Source organism: Clostridium cavendishii DSM 21758, assembly GCF_900141845.1.
In the GTDB taxonomy this organism is placed as follows: Bacteria; Bacillota; Clostridia; order Clostridiales; family Clostridiaceae; genus Clostridium_AG; species Clostridium_AG cavendishii.
This window is the reverse complement of sequence record NZ_FQZB01000008.1, coordinates 13,891-34,030: the sequence shown is the minus strand read 5'-3', so window position 1 is coordinate 34,030 and position 20,140 is coordinate 13,891. Positions and strand designations below refer to the sequence as shown.

The following is a 20,140-nucleotide window of genomic DNA, read 5'->3' as shown; positions in this document are numbered from 1 at the left end:
ATTAAAATACTTTTATTTAAATATATAACATTAAATACAATTTAATACAAAGTAAATGTTACTGTAAATGAATTCATAAAAAATTTAACATTGTTTAACATAATCTTTTTAAAACTGTAGCATTAAATTACCAATTTAATTAAAAATAAATATAAGTTTTTAAATTTAAATTAGTTATCATTAGTTTAAGTTGTCTAATTATTATATATTTTAATAAAAAAGGTTTCTGAAATTAATTCAGAATCTTTTTTATTGAAATTCTATTCTTCTTGTAATGGATAGATTGCTAATATAACTGAAAACCCTTTAATTATGTAAAGATATATTTTTCAATTCTTTTAATTTTTAGAGAATTAAACCTATAAATCTTTTTAGGGATTATAGAATAAAAATAGATTTTATTTACTTAATTTGGTAACGTTGTAAATACTTGTAGTTAATTTTCTCGTGGGTATATGTTTTTTTGCCTTAAATTAGTGGTAATATTCTATTTGTACAACATCAAAGAATCTTATTTACTAGAGAATAGTTAGCGTAAAATAAATTACGTTTCTTAATGTTGATTAAATTTTGTAATTAAGGAGGAAAAGTATGAGAAAAGATTTATTAATGGTATCATAAACAGAAGATTTAATGTAATAACGAATGTCAAAAAAATTATAATCGCATTGATTTAGTGACTAACTACATTCCTATCAAAAAATTTTATATTATTTAGAAAGGAGATATTAATATGAATAAAATGGTTAAACTGGAAGAATTGAAATCTATTTTTAAAGATGGAATGACAATTATGATTGGTGGTTTTTTAGATTGTGGATCACCTGATACTATAATTGATATGTTGGTTGATTTAAATATAAGGGATTTAACTGTAATTGCAAATGATACAGGTTTTCCTGATAAAGGTATAGGAAAATTGGTTACAAATGGGCAAGTGAAGAAGTTAATTGCTTCATATATTGGAGCTAATCCCGAGACTGGAAGAAAAATGAGTACTGGCGAAATGAAAGTAGAGCTTTCGCCACAAGGAACATTAATTGAAAGAATTCGTGCAGCTGGATCTGGTCTAGGTGGTGTACTAACACAAACCGGGTTGGGTACTACTGTAGAAAATGGGAAAAAAAGAATTACTGTTAGTAATAAAGATTACTTGTTAGAACTTCCTTTAGAGGCAGATGTTTCAATCATAAAAGGTAGTATAGTAGATGAATTTGGTAATACCTGCTATAAAGAAACTACAAAAAATTTTAATCCTTATGTTGCAATGGCTGCAAAAACAGTAATAATAGAAGCTGAGAATTTAGTAAAATGTGAAGAATTAAGAAAAGAAGATATAATGACTCCTGGTGTACTTGTAGATTATATTGTAAAGGAGGCAATCTAATGATTACAGATAGTAAGTTAGCAAAAGAAATTATTGCAAAAAGAGTTGCAAAAGAATTGAAAGATGGCCAACTTGTAAATCTTGGTATAGGACTTCCGACTTTGGTGGCAAGCTATGTGCCTGAGGAAATGAAAATCACTTTTCAATCAGAAAATGGCATGGTTGGCATGGGACCAAAGGCAAGACTAGATGAGGAAGATACAGATTTAGTTAATGCTGGGGGACAGTGCGTAACAGTCCTTCCAGAGGGGTCTTTTTTTGATAGTTCTATGTCTTTTGCACTTATTAGAGGTGGGCATGTTGATGTTACTGTGCTTGGAGCTTTAGAAGTAGATGAAGAAGGAAATTTAGCTAATTGGATTGTTCCAGGGAAAATGGTACCTGGAATGGGCGGTGCTATGGATTTAGCAATAGGTGCAAAGTTAGTAATTATAGCCATGCAACATACTGGAAAAGGAAAACCTAAAATTCTTAAAAAGTGTAGACTACCACTTACTGCAAAATCTCAAGTAAATTTAATAGTTACAGAACTTTGTGTAATAGAAGTAACAACTAAAGGTCTACTTTTAAAAGAAATACACAAAGATACAACAATTGAGGAAATTAAATCTGTAACAGAAGCAGATTTAATTATTTCAGATGATATAAAGATTATGGATGTATAGATATATATTTAAAAATTCATTAATATAAAAATTTATTTATGATAAAAAATAAGAAAAGAGAGTGAATATTTATGTTAAAAAGTGAAATATCTAAACAAATTACAACACCACTTACTGCTCCAGCATTCCCAAAAGGACCGTATAAGTTTCATAATAGAGAGTATTTAAATATAATGTATCGTACTGATTTAGAAGCTGTTAGAAAAATGATACCAGAACCATTAGAATTAGATGAAGATGAACCTTTTGTTAGGTTTGAAGTGATGGCTATGCCTGATGTAACTGGATTGGGATCTTACACTGAATGCGGACAGGTTATTCCAATAAAGTATAATGGAATTAAAGGTGATTATCTCCACATGATGTACTTAGACAATCATCCAGCCATTGCTGTTGGAAGAGAGCTTAGCGCTTATCCTAAGAAACTTGGTACTCCAAAGCTATTTGTTGATTCAGATACCTTGGTTGGTACATTAAACTATGGTTCATTAAGAGTTGCTACTGCTACAATGGGATATAAACATGAACCTTTAGACATTAAAGAAGCATATAATCAGATTTCTCGTCCTAGTTTCATGCTGAAAATTGTACAGGGGTATGATGGAAAGCCAAGAATTTGTGAGATTATATGTACACAGAACAAGGATATTACTATACATGGAGCATGGACCGGTTGTGCACGCTTGCAATTATTTAGCCATGCGTTAGCTCCTTTAGCGGATTTACCAGTCTTAGAAGTTGTAGCTTCATCACATATTCTTACAGATTTAACTCTTTCACCAGCCCATGTTGTGTATGACTATCTTACAAATAATTAAAAAAGATAATTTCATGATATTTAGATATGACCAAGTATAAAAAAGTGGTAGTATCAAAATAAATTTGATACTAGAGAATAAAAAAAGAGGACTCACTAAAATAAAATGGAATCCTCCTTTTTGAACAGAATATCTATATGAAAAAAAGTTATAAATGTTAATAAAATAGTATTAACAATAATTTTTTTATATTATACCTAAAAGTATACTTAGGATAATTGTATAGGCATATATAAGAATGTTTTTAATTTATAACCCTAGCATTAGCCCAATCAGCATGATCATTATTTAAACCATCTCCAGCATCAGTAACTACAAGCTTTAACTTTTTAACGCCAGTTACATCTACGCTTATTGGTTTAGCTGTTGTAGCGCCAGTCATAACTCCGCTGTCATAAAGTTTAACGTTATCTCCAAATACTTGGAATACTACACTACCGTTATTTCCAACCTCGCTATCAACTCCTATAGTAGATCTGAAAATCGAGAATTGTGCAGAAAGGTCATAAATAGTTTCACTTACAGTATGTGTACCAATTCCTTTTGTGTAAGTCTTCCCATTAAGTGTAATTGGTTGTGAGTATACACTTTTATCCTTTTGTGTTGGAAGTGCAGGAAAAGTTGTGCTCGCGGAGTCCCAATCAGTATCACTTAGATAGGTAGAGGTATTGTATAATCTAGCATTAGCCCAATCAGCATGATCGTTATTTATACCGTCTCCACCATCAGTTACAACTAATTTAAGTTGTTTAATTCCAGTTACATTTAATCTTACTGTTTTAGCTGTTGTAGCCCCAGTCATAACTCCACTGTCATAAAGTTTAATACCATCTCCAAAAACTTGGAAAATTACACTGCCGTTATTACCAACTTCACTATCAACTCCTATATCAGTTTCAAAGTTTGTGAAGTTTTTTCCAAGGGTATAAATAGTTTCACTTGAAGCATGTGTACCAATTCCTTTTGCATAGGTTTTTCCATTAAGTGTAATTGGAAGTGAATATACGCTTTTATCTTTTTGTGTTGGAAGTGAAGGGAAAGTTGTGTTTGCAGAGTCCCAGTTTATATCACTTAAATAGGTTAAATCAGTAAAAGCATTTACGCCTGAAGAAGTTGATGGTGGAGCTGCTTTTACAGATAGTGGTGGAGTCATTACAAAAGCTCCACAAAATAACGTAGATGTAATTAGAGACGTAGCAAGTAATGTTTTTAATTTTTTGCTCATTTAATTCCCCTTTTAATTTTCATTTATTTACATGAAAAAGTATATAATTATTTACATTAAATGTCAATAAGCATATTGAATAAAAATTTGTTTAATATTTAGTTAAGTAGTAACTTAAGATTTATATATACTTTGATAATGATATATTGTGGTATTATTACCCTTATTTTATAGATATTTCTAATGTACCTATTAACATTTTACTTTATTATAAAGAAAATATTTTACAGAAATTATGTAAACATAAAGAAAAAAGTATCCGTATTAATTTTTAAAGTTAATACAGATACTTAATTATTAGAAGGCTCCAGAGCCTCCACCGCCACCACAATCTCCGCCTGAGGAGGTAAAGGTGCTTGTGCTTGAAGTATTAGGTGATACTCTTCTATCGATATCATTATATACATCTTGATGATATATAGTCATTAGAGCTATACCATTTAAAAAGCTATAATCTTCAGGAAGATTTATATTTATAAAACTTTCTTCTAAATCAAAGGCTACTATATAGTTTATATATTCTTTACAAAAGTTTAAATCTACTTCAGTGCTAGTTTTCTTTATTATATATTTTTTAAAAGCTTTCAAGCGTAGTTTTTGATCATAGCTTTTATTATCTAATATTCTACGTCTAACTATAATTACATAATTAATAAGATTCTCACCTTCATCAATTACTAAGCTAGTCCATTCATTGAATTTATTTTTAAAGTTTTTAGCATCACTATAGTCTTTTGTATTTTTTTCTATATCATATATAGAAAAACTACCATTCTTACCATACTCACTAAACCATTTTATTATAAACCTTTCGTACTTCAAAAGATTAGTAAAGTTATTAGAATTTATAGTGAATTTAAAGTTCTTTTTATCATCTTCATTTTCTCCAACCGTATAGGTTAATGCCCCTTTATTTACTAAGTCTAGAAGTGTTACCATTAAGCATTTATTATCTATATCTTCATTTAATATATAATAAGCAAGGGTAGCATTTAAATCTCCAGGCTTTTCTTCTAAGTAAGGCTTATTGAAGATAGCATATTTAGCTCTATACTCTTTAAGTTCTTTATTATATTTTTTCTTATCATTAAATATAAAGCCACCTATTAAACCAATTAATATTACTACAAGTGGAATTGCATAAAAAAGTTCTTTATAACTATTTTTATATAAATTATCTTGGACATTTCTATCTTCAATTTCAGAAACACCAGTTAAATAATTAGAATCAAAGGAAAGTTTTGATCCAAATAATTCATTTTTATTTAGGTTTTTTACTTTAAATAAAAAGGTATTATTATTTAGAGATTCTGCACTACCATTTTCAGGACCTACCCCCAAATATTTAACTTCTCCATTTAGCTCATCTTTGAATACCAAATTAAGACTTAAATTAGTTATGTTTACATCATTAGTATTTTTATAAAATATCCATTTAAGATTACCTTGATTGTTAGCTTTATAAGCAGCATCTATTATTTTATACTTTATGGTAAACTTAGTTTTACAATCTTTATTTCTAGAATAAATTTTTAGGTTTTTAGAGTTATTTGGATTTTTTAACTCAAAGGTATTTTCGTCTTTGTTATCATTAATTTTGAAGCTTATGGTGTCATTTTTTATAACCTCAATACCTTCTACATCTTTTGCTCCATTGTAATCAATATCTCTAGTTATGCCATTAAAGCTTCCCTGAAAGTTGTAATAGTAATCTTCAGTTACAGAAAGATTACCATCTTTATCTAAGATAGCATTAATTTTTAGCTCATCTATAGAGTATTTTTTTTCGCTTGCAAGTACAGTAAAAGTATTTAGAAGTATTATACATAGTGTTACTAAAATTAAAGATAAAAATTTTTTCATAATACACCTCTTATTCATTAAATCATTTGTTTTTTCTATAAATCTTTATTTTATCAATTATTATATCTACAAGTAGACTACCTAGGCCCATAAGTAATATTTTTATAATTGTAAAATGTAAAGATTTAAAAAGAGCACCCATTGTAAAAAATACAAAAAATATAATAATATACTTTACTATACGTTCTTTAGTAGAAATATTCATTTTAAGTAAGCTCCTTTATTGTAATTTTTTAATATTATGACTATTACTAAAATTAAATATAAATTGCATCCTTTTTATAAAGTATAAGGGGAAAATTAACTTAAGAGAATTGAAATTTTTTAAAAACATAATTTTAGTCATCAAGATGTCATAAATAGGAGTTTAAATATCATTTTTATAGCTCTAAAGCTAGTACCAATCTATCTATTATTTTTTTCCTAATTCTTGCAGGTTCTATAACTTTAACAAAATGTCCAAGGCTTAATATTCTTCTTATAACTTCATCTTCATCAAAAGTATAGTAATAAATCTTTATTTCATAAAGATTTTCACCTATTACCCTAGCTGTTCTTTCAAAGGAGGAAAAGCTCATAAAACATCTTTCCATAGCTTCCTTTTCATCTTTTAATTCAAATACTATAGGCTCAGTGCAATATTTCTTATCCTTTAAGCTTTTGAATATTTCTAATTTTGTTAAATTACATTCTTTATCTTCTTTGATTTTTATATTAGATAAAGTATGTAGGTTTATCATTACAGGTCTATTTTCTTCAATAAAATATAAGGATATTCTTATTATTTCATCTTTCATACAATGCTCTATCTTTAGGGGAAGGCCTCTTAAACCTTTATATTCATTACCAAATTTATCTTTATTATCATAAACTATTTCTTTATCTTCTTTTATTGCATTAAGAATTTTAAGAAAATTATTATAGTAACCTTCATTTAAATGATTATTATTTCTCTTTACTACATTAGTTTTTTCAATTATGGAAGTCATATTCATATCTTTTAATTCTTCTAGTTCTGTATCTAAAATCACACAAATTTTATCACCTAAAAGATTTCTAAAATTTGAATCCTTTAAAAGTTCTTTCAACCATTGTTTTTCTATATTAGTAAATCTAATAGGTACTGGATTAAATCCATTTTTACCTATTACAGGATAATATTTTTTATTTTCAAGCTTAAGTAAGTTCAAATTATTTTCTTTAGTATATTTATTTAATAATAACCCTTCAAAGGATTCAAAATCCTTTCCTATAAGCTTTTCCTCATATTCACCATCTGCAATTAAAATTTTAAGATCACTTTCATTTAAGCCATTACTTGCTAAGTTAAGTATTTTTGAAACTAAGGAAAAATATCTGTTTTTATTTTCATGAAATAACTCCATAGTTTTTTAATACCTCCTTTAAATCCTTATCTAATCGTCTTTTTAAGTATGTTGGAGAATTTACTTTTATATAGCCTGTATATTCTCTAAGCCAAGGTATCATTTCAACACCATCATTTACTTTAGTACTAAAAATATATAGATCATTTTCTTTATATACTTCATAGTTCTTTAGTTCGCATTTTATTTTATCTATTATGTATAAATCTTTAGTATCTTTTATAATTACTGAAAAGTTAATATTCTCTGGCTCTCTTTCTCCATTTAAAGGGACTGCTGACCAACTATAATTCATAGTTTTTTCGTATAATTCGTCTAAGAAATTTAAAGATTTATTTGATTTCTTACTTTTTAAGTTTGAGATTCTATCTAATCTTGTATTGATACATTTTCCGTTAGTAGTAAAGGAAATAAGATAAAGTCTTCCGTATTTCAAATCATATCTTATCCTATAAGGAAAAAGTTCTTCAATTTTTCTAGAATTTCTTCTTTTAATTTCAGAATCATAATTTATGGTATGTCCATTATTTATGGCCTTAATAATATCCCAAACTAAATCTTCATCAATTACAGGATGAAAATGAAGACCTTTATATTGAAATATATCCTTATAATCTAATTTTAAGTTTCTTTCAAAATCTATGTAACTTTTTAATGTCTCAGAGAAATAATGCCCTACAACTGTTGGCATAGCAATATTTTTATATAAATCTATAATATACAAAAGATGTTCTACCTCAAAATCTTCTAAATCCTTTAAAATATCTTTAGAAATTTCATAACACTTGCTTCTTTTGGGTTTTGATACATCTAAAATTCCTAATTCTAGACTCATCTCTTTAAGTTTTCTTTCAATAGTTTTACTAGATATATTTAAAAGACTAAAATTTTCGTTAATCATTAAAAAATCTTCAAGCTCATTTAAACACAAAGGCTTTTCGTTAAAGTTAAGAGCTAGAAGTATGTAAAAGTATAGAATCAAATCTGCTTTAGTAAAGCTTTTATTATAATAAGTATTAACTAGAAAATTATTAGGATTAGAAATAGGATCATAACTTAAATTTAAAAGTTTATTTCTACCGTCTTTATCAACTTTTACAAAATCTTTTTCAAGATATTGTTGAATTCTTCTGATTTCATAGCTTATTTTTCTAGAACTCAGAGAAGTTTTCCCTTCTAAAGCTTCTCTAGAAAAGCAGCCATATAAAAATACATTTCTTAAAATATCTCTAATATTATCATAATGTTTAATAAAGTCACTAAACAAAAAATCACCTCATCTCTATTTCATAATATTATAAAATCAAAAAAATAAGCCGTATAATTTATAAGATGTAGTATTATAAATTATATCTTATAAAGTTATAAATTTTAATATAAATATAGATTTTAAATTTAAATATATAAATACTAATAAAAATTTATGATGTTAACAAAATGTAAAAAATGTAAAAAATGTAATTATAGGAAGGAAAAGTTAAATTTAAAGTGAATATATTAAAAGAAAAATTTTTATGGAGGCGAGAAAATGAAAAAATATCTATTAAAAACAATGACATTTTTAGTTTTGGCAGTATTGTTAGTATTTCCACCAGTTAGTGCAAAGGCTTTAGATCTTAATGCTCTTCCATCAGTTATTGGCGGAGGTCATATGCAAGATTTTGGCTGGGAAAGTATAAGCTATAATACTGTAGGAGGACGTGATGATTCTAAAAGATTAGAAGCTATAAAATTAAATACCCCAGGAGAGTTTAGCAATAAATATCATATAAATTATAAGATGTATGTGCCAAGGTTTGGTGGATGGTTACCTTGGGTTTCTAGTGATGTTCAATTTGATGCAAACAATACTAATACTTATGCAGGAACAACAGGACAGTCAGCAGAAGCTAAAGGTGTACAGCTAGAAATCCGTGATAATAATGGTAATTTAGTAACTGATAGAGCTGTTATAATATATAGAGTAAAATTAAATAATGGACAATGGTTAGATTGGGTTAGTACACCTTCTAACTATAAAAACATTAATTATGATGGTACTTGGATAGATGGTGATTATTATGCAGGCTCAATAAGAAGTGCAAATTATATAACAGCATTCCAAGCTAAAATATTAATACATTAATTACATTTTTATAAAATAGCTATATTCATGTTAAATATTAAAACTTTAACATGATACAGCTATTTTTATTTTTTGTAAGTAGTTTTTTTACCATAATTTAGTTAGCTTTAAAGTTATATATAGGTTTTATTATTTTGATATTATCAACTGTTTCTCCTATATATTTTAATATTTCATTTATAGGTTTATAAGCCATTGGTGCTTCATCTATAGTCGCATCATTTATAGAAGTTGTATATATTCCCTCCATAGATTTTTTAAAAGCTTCTAAGGTTAAAGTTTCTTTAGCTTTCCTTCTACTCATTAGTCTTCCAGCTCCATGTGGTGCAGAGTAATTCCACTCTTCATTTCCCATACCAGTACATAAAATACTTCCATCTCTCATGTTAATTGGAATAAGTAGCTTTTCATTTTTATAAGCTGATATACTACCCTTTCTTATAATATTATCTTTAAAGTTTATATAGTTATGGGTTGTATGAAAAAAGCTATATTCCTCTAAATCTTTAGAAAACATTTTATTTAATATAATCTTTGCCATAGTTTCTCTATTAAGAAGTGCATATTCTTGACAAATATTCATATCTTTCAAATACATTTCTCTATACTTACCTGTTAAATAGCATAAGTCTTTTGGGTACTTGGGTTGAAGCATATCATAAGATTTCTTTAATTTTTTTAGTTCAGTTTCTATTTCTTTTCTTCTACCAGCAGCTTTATACTCTTTTATTAATGCTTCTTTCTCATCAAAAAACTTTTCTTTACCACTACAAATATCTATTGCAAGTGTTTGATAATATTCAGCAACTTGTTTTCCTAAGTTTCTACTTCCAGAATGTATTATTAAATAATGATTACCTTCTTCGTCCTTATCAATTTCTATAAAATGATTTCCTCCACCTAAGGTACCGATACTTCTTTCAATTCTTTTAGTTTGTTTAAGTACTCTATAGCAATTTAATTCTTGAAGTTTATCAAAACGAACTATTCTACCAGAGTGAGTGTTCTTACCTGATGGAACATATTCATTTATAATTTTATCTAACTTTTCTAAATCTAAATAGTCTTTTCCAATTTCTACAGTAAGCATTCCACAACCTATATCAACACCAACTATATTAGGTATAACCTTATCGCCTAAATCGGCAGTAAAGCCTATAACACAGCTAGCTCCAGCGTGAGTATCAGGCATTATCCTAACTTTACAATCTTTGCTAAAGCTTTGATTACATAAATCAGATATCTGAGCAAGAGCTTCTTCTTCTATATTATCAGTAAATATTTTTGCGTTAGTATATTTTCCATTGACCTCTATCATTTAAGTTCAACCCCTTTTAATTCAATATTTTGTAATTATATTTTAGAATATATTTTCTATAAGTTACAGACAAAATATTTGCAATAAAGAAAAAAAGATAATTTAAATAAGTGTTTTAATTATATGGGGTATTATTTGTTTACTTCGTTTTTTCTATAATCATCTGTATCATTTATTTGAACGTCTATATCTATAAGTTCTTTTTTTTCTGTTTTGACCTTAATATCCATTATAAAATAGTAAAAAATCAGTAAAGCTTGCTACTGATTTTTTTATAATAGGGAGAAAAACTATTTAAGCATAAGCAATAAGTGCTCTACCAACTGAGCTATTACGCTAAATCTTAACGTAAGCTGGAATTGAACCAGCGACACCTTCGTTTCAATCGATGCAACTTAAATATACACTACCCTATAACTATTCAAATAAGATTTTTATTCACTATCTTTTTATAGGCTGAAATTTGAGTTATCCAAAGTTAAGTCCTTCTCATGTTCATTTGAAGTTAAAGGAAACTCCTTCTCATATTCATTCGAATGAGTAAGTTCGAATACCCAAATTAAAATTTGGATTCTCACTTAAAGTGATAGCTTTCAATTGATTTTTGTAAGGTATCTGTACCTTGTTCTGCTTTTGGTATAAAATCTAGTACCTTTTCATTCCAACCTGCTATGATATTTGTTTTAGGACCTTTAAATTGTTGAGTACCATAACCCATTAAATCTATAGCATGAACCCATACATCCTTATTTATCTTCTTTCTGTATGACTCTATTAGATTTTGGCATACTCTATCATAACCATGGTTGATTTCATTATCTGAAAGAATTATTATTCTATCTACTTTTACATTATTGTTAAGTAAATATTGTATAGGTAAACCTAGGTTTGTACCTCCCCCTGTAACTCTTACAGAATTTGCATTTGTAATTATGCCACCTTCACTAGCCATAGGAACTGATTCTAACTTAAAATCAAAGGTAACAGTTATAGCATCTTCGCAAATATGATTTGCCATAGCCATTAATAGTATTGCAATTTCACCGCAGGTTGTATCACCATTTCGGCTTAAGGAAGAATTCATAGAGCCAGATACATCAGCTGCTATTAAAGTTGTTCCTTTTAAGGTTTCTATATTTTTAGTGGATGCTTTTATAGCTTTTTCTAAAGAACTATATGGCTTTGAAGATATAAACCCTTCATTCTTTAAGGCTTTATATGCTGTATAATATCTAAAAGGCAATTGTTTGCTTTTTAGGACTCTATTTTCATCACTTATTATATCATAGACCTTATCTATATTATTAGGCTGCACTTTAGCTATATTTCTAAGATTACGAAGCATAGCCATATAGCCAAGTTTACCATTTTGTATAAGATATTCCCAAGTTTCCTTAGTATTTCCGTGAGCAGAAAGCTGAGTCTCCCAAGTTATTGGTGTTTCTAACTTATCTTCTAAAACTCTTTTAAATAAGTGTTCTTGATCTTTATTTTTTGGTTTAGGATGAGTTAAACATAAAATATCTTTTAGTTTAATAGCACCTTGTCTATTATATTTTGCTAAAGAGTATTCATCAAAAGTAAGAAATTTATCTGCTAATCCCTTTTTTAAAGAGTTAGGGATTGGCTTTCCATAGTTATTAATATAACAAGCAAGTATTTCATTCATATCATCTACTCTTTCAACTATATTATTAACTACTTCTCTCACATAAGGTTTACCCTTGTTTGATTTAGCTAATTCAGATACTAATACATGAGAGATACTTCTTAAATGAAATTCCTTTCTTACATATATACAAAGGTTAGCTACGAATTTTGGATCTTCTTCAATAGCTTGTCTAACATCCTTTAATATATCTTCTGAGTTATCGCCATAAAATTTCTTTTCATTAAACAAACTAGTTAAAACCTCTGTTACTAGCTTTTCCTTCAAAGTCATTTTATAAGCTACATGACCTGATTTATTTTTAGTTAAACCAAGCTTTAAATTAAATTTCCCCATTTTCATAGCCTCCATTCTTTTAAATTTATAGGGAGAAAAACGATAAGTGTAACGCTCAAAAACTTGAGCCTTGCAGATTTGAACTGCCAAAACTAAACTAATTAAAGTCTAATTTTCCTAAGCCAATATAGAAGTAACACTTATCTGCACTACCCTTTTTAAAGGAAATTCCTATTTACTATCGTTCATAGGAGTAGTTTATATTAATCAAATTAAAATTTGGATGATATTTAAATAAACTCCTTCTTATATACAATCGAATGAGTAAGTTCTAATACCCAAATTAAAATTTGGATTCTCACTTATAGGGAGAAAAGCTATTTAAGAACACAATGCTCTATCCTGACTGAGCTATTCTTAAAGGTACTTAAACCTTTAAGAAGCTGGATTCGAACCAGCGACCTTTCGTTTGGAAGACGAAGTAGCTTAAATATGCACTGCCCTATATGTAAATCTTTATCTTACAATACTTAGTATAATAACCAGTAGTTAAATATTACAGACAAAAAGTTTGCAATATTAAAAATAAAAGGAAGTCAATTTGGACTTCCTTTTTTGATGGCATTATTATTGGATTTTTAAATTTACAAATTAAATGAAAATTAACAACACTGTAAGTTATAATATCTACCATATCATTCAAAAAATAAAATATTACAATTTTAATTATATCTTTTATATATATTATTTTGCAAAATTTTTAGTATTCTTATTTTTACATTTAAACCTAAAATTTTACAGAAACCATTTAAATTCTACTTCATTATATAAGGAAGATGTTTATAAGAATGGGATTTCAAAAAGCTAAAGTATTTGTTTACTTATTAACTGACAATTCAAAACTCACAAGGAAATCTTCAATATAATCATTACGTTTTAGAGTTTGATTTAGACGATATTATTAAGGCTGAAAATTTTCCGCTATTGATATATTTATTTTTTATAAGTTTCTATAAATAATTCTCTATTTTCTTCATACCCATTTGTTACATTAACTATTCCGCAATCATGAATACACCAACATACTTGTTGATTTGGAACAACAACTTTATAACCCTTTTTTCTAAATTCCATACACTGGGATAAATCATAAAAATGCCATCCTTTAAAGACATCCTCTCTCCAAGGAATATCGTATTGAGTTATCATTATTAAACCATCAACACCTTCAACTTCCTCAAATTCTCCATCTATATTATTAAAGTTTAATAAGGAAAGATTTCCAGTGTGACTATCATATACTTTGCCTACTAATCTAGGACTTTCCCACCATATGCCATTATCAGGAATAGATGTAGCACCACACATACCTATAAGCCCTATATTAATATCTAAATTAAATAAATTTATTATATCATTTATAAAATTGGGATTTATTATGAATACATCTTGATGAAGATATACTTTATATTTGCCATTGGATTTATTCATACCAAGGTTATATGCATTAGTTAAAGAAATGGCATTTCTTATAGGAATTATCTCTACTTCAAAGTTATCAGGCTTTATTATCTTATTGATATGGACACTACATTTATTAAAATCTATTTCATTATTAACAGCAACAATAAAGCTTATTTTATTAGGATTCATATTTTCACCACCTTATAATATCTTGTTTACAAGTATTTACATGAAATATATTTCTAAATTATCGAATACTACATTCTATATTATTTAAGGCTGATTTAGCACAAAATTTTATTAATATATTATCTTTCAGAAAATACTTCTATTATTCATTCAAATGAGTAAATTTTTGTTACTAAAATCTAAGATTTAGATAATCACCTATTACTAAATTAAATCTTAAAAACAATTATTTAGGATTAGATTAGATATTATTTTTTATACCAAATTATATGTAAAGAAGATATTGACAAGTAAATAATTTTAAATTAATATTAATACATACTATTCCTATAAGAATTATATGAATAGTTAAAGCTTTTAAGTTTTAGACAAAAGAGGTGATTTAGTTTATGAATATTAATTTTGAATTTATTAAAGAAAATATACCCTTATATCAAAAAGCAGCTTTAATTACTTTAAATTTAGCTTTTTGGAGTATATTGTTTTCTATATTACTTGGAATTGTATGTAGTCTAATACAGTATCATAAAATTAAAATTTTGAGAAATGTAGTACAAGTCTATATAGAGTTATCTCGTAACACACCACTGCTTATTCAGTTATTTTTCTTATATTATGGCTTAACTAAGTTTGGCTTGAAACTAAATGAAAATACCTGTGCTATTGTAGGACTGACTTTTTTAGGTGGTAGTTATATGGCTGAATCTTTTAGAAGTGGAATAGAAGCTGTTAGTAAAACCCAAATTGAAGCAGGTCTTAGTATAGGACTTTCTAAGATACAACTTACAAGGTATATAATAATGCCCCAGGCTTTTTCAATAAGTATTCCAGCTATAAGTGCTAACTGTATTTTTTTATTAAAAGAAACTTCTATTGTGGGAGCAATATCAATTTTGGAACTTATGAATGTAACAAAGGACCTAATAGGTATGTATTATCAAACTACTGAAGCATTACTAATGCTTGTAGTATCATATTTTATATTAATTTTACCTTTATCAGTTCTTCTTACATTTATAGAAAGGAAGGTACGTTATGCAGAGTTTGGACATAAAAATGCTTTTTGATGGATTAAATCTCCAAAGATTACTTTCTGGTTTATGGGTAACTGCCGCAATCTCTTTTTCTTCAATCTTTATAGGTACTTTTTTAGGTATTATTTTTGGAATTATTAGAACATCAAAATCAAAATTTATAGCAATTATTAGTCGTTTATATTTAGAACTTTTTAGAATAATTCCTATTTTAGTTTGGCTATTTGTTGTATATTTTGAAGTTACCACAGCCCTAAATCTACAGTTAAGTGGAGAAATAGTTTCAGTTATAGTGTTTAGCCTTTGGGGAGCTGCTGAAATGGGAGATATAGTTAGAGGTGCTTTAGAATCTTTACCTAAGCATCAAATTGAATCAGGGAAAGCTATTGGTCTTTCAAGGCTTAATATTTATAGATATATTCTTATACCACAAGCAATAAGAAGAATGTTACCTTCAGCTATAAATTTAGCTACAAGAATGATTAAAACTAGTTCTTTAGTTGTTCTAATAGGAGTTATAGATGTTGTTAAGGTAGGTCAACAGATTATAGAACTTTCTCGTTTTAAGGTTCCTACTGCATCCTTTTGGATTTATGGTTTTATATTTATGCTATATTTTATAATTTGTTATCCCCTATCAAAGTTATCAAAAAAACTAGAGAAAAAGTGGCAAGTATAAGGAGGTTTTGGTTATGGAAAGTAATGTTTTAATTGAAATAAAAGATTTACAAAAACAATTTGGAGATAAAAAAATACTAAATGGAATAAACCTTGATGTCCATAAGGGTGAAGTAGTTGTTATATTAGGGCCTTCTGGTTGTGGTAAGAGTACTTTTCTTAGATGTTTAAATGGACTTGAAAGTGTACAAGGTGGACATATCAATTTTTATGATAAGGATCTTACAGAAAAAAATGTTAATTGGGGAGAGATTCGTCAAAGAATAGGAATGGTTTTTCAAAGCTATGACCTTTTCCCTCATATGACTGTTATAGAAAATATACTTTTAGGACCAGTAAAGGTTCAAAAAAGGGCTAAAGATGAAGTGCTAAGGGAAGCTGAAGAATTATTAGATAAAGTTGGATTATTAGAACGCAAAAATGCCTATCCAAGGGAGCTTTCAGGAGGTCAAAAGCAAAGAATTGCTATAGTAAGAGCATTATGTATGAAGCCTGAAATAATGCTTTTTGATGAGGTGACAGCTTCGTTAGATCCTGAAATGGTTAGAGAGGTTTTAGAGGTTATATTAAATTTAGCTAATCAAGGCATGACTATGGTAATCGTAACTCACGAAATGAGTTTTGCTAAAGCTGTCGCAGATAAAGTTATCTTTATAGATGGAGGAAATGTAGCTGAAGCAGGAACTCCACAAGAATTTTTTTCAAATCCTAAAACTGAAAGAGCTAAAAGATTTTTAAATATGTTTGAATATGAGAATTTAGCCTAAATATTAATTTTAGAAAGGAAGATATATTATGAAGAATGTAAAAAAAATATTAACATCATTAATTGTTGTAAGTTTAATAGGCGGAGTATTAATAGGTTGTGGATCTTCAAATACAGCTAAAACAGATACTAAAAAAGAAACAGCTAAAAGCTCAGTTGAAGAAATCAAAAAAAGAGGGACTATAAAGATAGGTGTATTTAGTGATAAGGCTCCCTTTGGCTATTTAGATGCAAATGGTAAAAATCAAGGTTTTGACGTATATATCGCTAAAAGATTTGCTAAGGATCTTCTAGGTGATGAATCAAAAGTAGAGTTTGTACTTGTAGATGCTTCGAGCAGGGTTGCTTATTTAGAATCAAATAAAGTTGATATAATAATGGCAAACTTTACTGTTACAGATGAAAGAAAGAAAAAGGTTGATTTTGCAAATCCTTATATGAATGTTTCTCTTGGAGTAGTATCTCCAGATGGAGCTAAGATAACATCAGTGGATGGGTTAAAAGGTAAAAAGATTATAGTAGCTAAAGGAACTACTGCTGAAACTTATTTTACTAAAAACCTTCCTGATATACAACTAGTAAAATATGATCAATATTCAGAAATATTTGAGGCTTTAAAAGATAAACGTGGAGATGCTATAGCTAATGATAATACAGAAGTTATAGCATGGGCAAAGAAGACTCCAGGGTTTACAGTTGGAATTCCTGAGCTAGGAAGCAAGGATACCATAGCCCCTGCCGTAGCTAAAGGTAATAAAGATCTTCTTGACTGGATCAATAATGAACTTGAAAGTTTAGGAAAAGAAAACTTTATTCATAAGGATTATGATGAAACATTAAAAGACACTTATGGAGAAGAATTCAAAGATAGCCTTGTAATTGAAGGTGGAAAAGTAAAATAGTTTAATAAATATAAGTGTAAATTATAATTAATAAAGGAAATTCCTATTCATTTCATTCATATGAGTAAGTTCGAATTAATCAAATTAAAATTTGGATTCTTACTTAAAGAAGCCCACTGTGAAATGTATTTTCACAGTGGGCTAATTCAATATAATAAAATATTTACACCAGCTCTACGTCACTAAGCTCACGATGTAATACATTATTTGCTTGTCCAATTACAAATGGTAGAGCAGTTAATCCGTAACAATTAAATATTATATCATTATCAAAGGTATATACAAACCTTATTTCATAAAAAGATACACTACTTAAACTAGCTGTAATATTTTGGAAGGTATCTGGCAAAATTATCACAGGATTTGGTATAGATGTTGTTAATTGAACAGGAGAACCTGAAGTCCAATCAAAAACAAATACTGATACATTTGCTGAATCATCTGAGTCAACATTAACTAAAGTTATTCCTGCTAAGGTTGTGGTAACATCTTTTGCAAGAACTCCAGTAGATAATTTTTTTATAGTCATATATGACACTTCCTTTTAAAATTAAATAAATAATAATTGTCTAGTATAATATATGAATTTATATTTAATTCTGTTACATTTATTAAATGTATAAATTTTATTTAAGAGTATTAATTTTTAATTATATAATAATAAAGACTCAAATTGAATTCCAATTATCTAGTCAATCCCTTCATTAAAGTATACTAATAATATATTTGCTGTTCTTGTAATTTATAAATATATGCAATATAACTTTGTAGGATTTTCTAAAATACATATTTAAATTTTATAATTAATAAAATTTCTAAAAAAACACTTTAAATCTAAAAAATACCCTAACTATTGTATATATAGAGAAAGAAGGGGGTGGATAAAATGGAGGTTAAGGATTTTGTTAATTTAGTAGCTAATGTTGGCTTTCCTGTTACTATAAGTGCTTATCTTCTTATAAGGCTAGAAAAGCAAATAGTAAGTTTAGCAGCATCTATAAATCGGCTTAACACTATAATATCTACAAAACTTGGAGTAGTAATTGATACTACGGATAATTTTAAGGCTTCTTAAAAACATATGAAAAAATAGACTCGGAACTAAATAATAACCAAAAATATAGACACAAAAAAATTTATTTTTTGTGTCTATATTTTTTATATGAATTAAACTAAAATAAAGAAGTATATATGTTTTTTATATCCTCTCTAGTCATATCTACATAGTTGTTTTGTAAAAGTCTTTGTTGAGTTTCTATAACACTATCAGTAAATAGCTCAATTTCTTCTTTCTTCATACCATAGGTGTTTAAATTTTTTCTTACTATTAAGTTATTTAGAAGTTCTTCTAATGATTCATATACTTTATCCTCTGAAACATTAAGTATGTTAGCCATGAATGTATTTACCTTTTTAATTTTTCCATCTGGATTCATTTTTTTATAGAACTTAAATACTTCTATAAAAAACGCATAATTTGCTTCACCATGAGGTACGTGATATTTTCCACCTAAAGGATATGATAAGGCATGAACTGCTCCAACACCAGTGTTTTGAAATGCTATACCAGCATAGTTACTAGCAATAAGAAAATCTTCTATTATTTTTTTTCGATAATTAGTACCTTTTTCTATTATGGCTTTATATCCGTTTATTATAGTTTTAATAGCTTCAAAACTAAACATCTCTGTATATGCATTGGCTTTTGGAGAAACTAATGATTCTATTGCATGTATAAATGCATCTATTGAACTATACACGAAAAATTCATAAGGAAGTTCTCTTACAAGTTCAGGAATTAATACTGCATAATCAGCAAAAAGTTCTTCTGTAGCAAGTCCCATCTTTGTTCTTTTTGCTTTTATTTCTGTTATAGATATATTAGTAACTTCGCTTCCTGTGCCGCAAGTTGTAGGAATTATTATAAGAGTTTTTTCTTTTATTACAGGTATTTTTCTTTCAAATAATTCTTTAGTAGATATTACATTCTTTAATACAAGAATTTTAGCAATATCTATTATAGATCCGCCACCAATAGCAATAACTCTATCTATATCCTTATATTTTATTTCACTTAGTATTTTATCTATTATGTCATCTGATGGCTCTTTTAAATTATAATCCTCTTGAAATATGTAGTTACAATTTATATCTAAACTTTTAAGAAATCTTTCATATAAAAATTTATTTGTAAATATTAAATCCTTATTGTTTAATTTAAATTCATTTTTAAATTCTAAACAGTCATTAAACTTAAAGATTTGAGGTCTTAATTCTAAAAGTTTCATTATATACTCCTCCTTGAGCTTCTATTTATTTAGTTTATTTAACTATACTATTCCAATATAATCTTGTATGTCAATATTTCTCCTTTTT

The 20,140-nt window shown here is 27.5% G+C and carries 19 protein-coding genes; 9 read left to right on the top strand and 10 right to left on the bottom strand.

Annotated features, from left to right (window positions below):
- The first annotated feature begins 733 nt into the window (after window positions 1-733).
- From ctfA to adc, 3 genes are all read left to right on the top strand, one after another.
- Entirely contained in the window at window positions 734-1,387 is a 654-nt protein-coding gene (gene ctfA / locus BUB01_RS08820) for a butyrate--acetoacetate CoA-transferase subunit A (RefSeq protein ID WP_072986344.1), read from the top strand.
- Entirely contained in the window at window positions 1,387-2,052 is a 666-nt protein-coding gene (gene ctfB, locus BUB01_RS08815; RefSeq protein ID WP_072986343.1) for a butyrate--acetoacetate CoA-transferase subunit B, read from the top strand. The genes ctfA and ctfB overlap by 1 nt, the downstream gene beginning before the upstream one ends.
- Window positions 2,053-2,123: 71 nt before the next feature.
- Window positions 2,124-2,870, top strand: a complete 747-nt coding sequence (gene adc, locus BUB01_RS08810) for an acetoacetate decarboxylase (protein WP_072986342.1) — start codon at window positions 2,124-2,126, stop codon at window positions 2,868-2,870.
- Window positions 2,871-3,114: 244 nt separating this feature from the next.
- Here the strand turns inward: adc and BUB01_RS08805 are convergent, their stop codons facing one another.
- The 5 genes from BUB01_RS08805 to BUB01_RS08785 form a co-directional block, all read right to left on the bottom strand.
- Window positions 3,115-4,095: an NPCBM/NEW2 domain-containing protein gene (locus tag BUB01_RS08805; RefSeq protein ID WP_072986341.1), complete on the bottom strand. Its 981-nt coding sequence runs from the start codon at window positions 4,093-4,095 to the stop codon at window positions 3,115-3,117.
- Between the two features lie 297 nt (window positions 4,096-4,392).
- Window positions 4,393-5,958, bottom strand: a complete 1,566-nt coding sequence (locus BUB01_RS08800; protein WP_072986340.1) for a DUF2207 domain-containing protein — start codon at window positions 5,956-5,958, stop codon at window positions 4,393-4,395.
- Window positions 5,959-5,980: 22 nt separating this feature from the next.
- Window positions 5,981-6,163, bottom strand: coding sequence for a hypothetical protein (locus tag BUB01_RS08795; protein ID WP_072986339.1), 183 nt, complete (start codon window positions 6,161-6,163; stop codon window positions 5,981-5,983).
- Between the two features lie 175 nt (window positions 6,164-6,338).
- Window positions 6,339-7,343 (bottom strand): WYL domain-containing protein, encoded by a 1,005-nt coding sequence (locus tag BUB01_RS08790; RefSeq protein WP_072986338.1) that lies wholly within the window; start codon window positions 7,341-7,343, stop codon window positions 6,339-6,341.
- Window positions 7,327-8,610: a WYL domain-containing protein gene (locus BUB01_RS08785; protein WP_072986337.1), complete on the bottom strand. Its 1,284-nt coding sequence runs from the start codon at window positions 8,608-8,610 to the stop codon at window positions 7,327-7,329. The genes BUB01_RS08790 and BUB01_RS08785 overlap by 17 nt, the downstream gene beginning before the upstream one ends.
- A 261-nt stretch (window positions 8,611-8,871) precedes the next feature.
- Between BUB01_RS08785 and BUB01_RS08780 the strand changes: the two genes are divergently transcribed.
- Entirely contained in the window at window positions 8,872-9,468 is a 597-nt protein-coding gene (locus BUB01_RS08780; protein WP_072986336.1) for a hypothetical protein, read from the top strand.
- Window positions 9,469-9,565: 97 nt separating this feature from the next.
- Here BUB01_RS08780 and BUB01_RS08775 read toward each other — a convergent pair whose 3' ends face one another.
- The 3 genes from BUB01_RS08775 to BUB01_RS08765 all read right to left on the bottom strand — a co-directional run bounded on the left by BUB01_RS08775 (window position 9,566) and on the right by BUB01_RS08765 (window position 14,384).
- Window positions 9,566-10,786: an RtcB family protein gene (locus BUB01_RS08775; RefSeq protein WP_072986335.1), complete on the bottom strand. Its 1,221-nt coding sequence runs from the start codon at window positions 10,784-10,786 to the stop codon at window positions 9,566-9,568.
- A 574-nt stretch (window positions 10,787-11,360) separates the two neighbouring features.
- Window positions 11,361-12,791, bottom strand: a complete 1,431-nt coding sequence (locus tag BUB01_RS08770) for a TROVE domain-containing protein (RefSeq protein ID WP_072986334.1) — start codon at window positions 12,789-12,791, stop codon at window positions 11,361-11,363.
- A 933-nt stretch (window positions 12,792-13,724) separates the two neighbouring features.
- Complete coding sequence (locus tag BUB01_RS08765; RefSeq protein ID WP_072986333.1) at window positions 13,725-14,384, bottom strand: glycosyltransferase family protein; 660 nt, start codon at window positions 14,382-14,384, stop codon at window positions 13,725-13,727.
- Between the two features lie 389 nt (window positions 14,385-14,773).
- Here BUB01_RS08765 and BUB01_RS08760 point away from each other — a divergent pair, with 389 nt between their 5' ends.
- From BUB01_RS08760 to BUB01_RS08745, 4 genes are read left to right on the top strand one after another with little or no spacing between them, the layout of a single operon-like run.
- A complete protein-coding gene (locus BUB01_RS08760) occupies window positions 14,774-15,451 on the top strand; it encodes an amino acid ABC transporter permease (RefSeq protein WP_072986332.1) in 678 nt (225 codons plus the stop codon).
- Window positions 15,420-16,097 (top strand): amino acid ABC transporter permease, encoded by a 678-nt coding sequence (locus BUB01_RS08755; protein ID WP_072986331.1) that lies wholly within the window; start codon window positions 15,420-15,422, stop codon window positions 16,095-16,097. Before BUB01_RS08760 ends, BUB01_RS08755 begins: the two co-directional genes overlap by 32 nt.
- Before the next feature lie 13 nt (window positions 16,098-16,110).
- Window positions 16,111-16,863 (top strand): amino acid ABC transporter ATP-binding protein, encoded by a 753-nt coding sequence (locus BUB01_RS08750; RefSeq protein ID WP_072986330.1) that lies wholly within the window; start codon window positions 16,111-16,113, stop codon window positions 16,861-16,863.
- A 28-nt stretch (window positions 16,864-16,891) separates the two neighbouring features.
- On the top strand, window positions 16,892-17,764 hold the full coding sequence (locus BUB01_RS08745; protein WP_072986329.1) for a cysteine ABC transporter substrate-binding protein: 873 nt from the start codon (window positions 16,892-16,894) through the stop codon (window positions 17,762-17,764).
- A 163-nt stretch (window positions 17,765-17,927) separates the two neighbouring features.
- Here the strand turns inward: BUB01_RS08745 and BUB01_RS08740 are convergent, their stop codons facing one another.
- Window positions 17,928-18,293, bottom strand: coding sequence for a hypothetical protein (locus BUB01_RS08740; protein WP_072986328.1), 366 nt, complete (start codon window positions 18,291-18,293; stop codon window positions 17,928-17,930).
- 357 nt (window positions 18,294-18,650) lie between these two features.
- On the opposite strand from BUB01_RS08740, the gene BUB01_RS08735 reads away from it, so the two are divergent.
- Window positions 18,651-18,839, top strand: coding sequence for a YvrJ family protein (locus BUB01_RS08735; RefSeq protein WP_072986327.1), 189 nt, complete (start codon window positions 18,651-18,653; stop codon window positions 18,837-18,839).
- A gap of 97 nt (window positions 18,840-18,936) precedes the next feature.
- Here BUB01_RS08735 and BUB01_RS08730 read toward each other — a convergent pair whose 3' ends face one another.
- Complete coding sequence (locus BUB01_RS08730; RefSeq protein WP_072986326.1) at window positions 18,937-20,052, bottom strand: 4-hydroxybutyrate dehydrogenase; 1,116 nt, start codon at window positions 20,050-20,052, stop codon at window positions 18,937-18,939.
- Window positions 20,053-20,140: the final 88 nt, after the last annotated feature.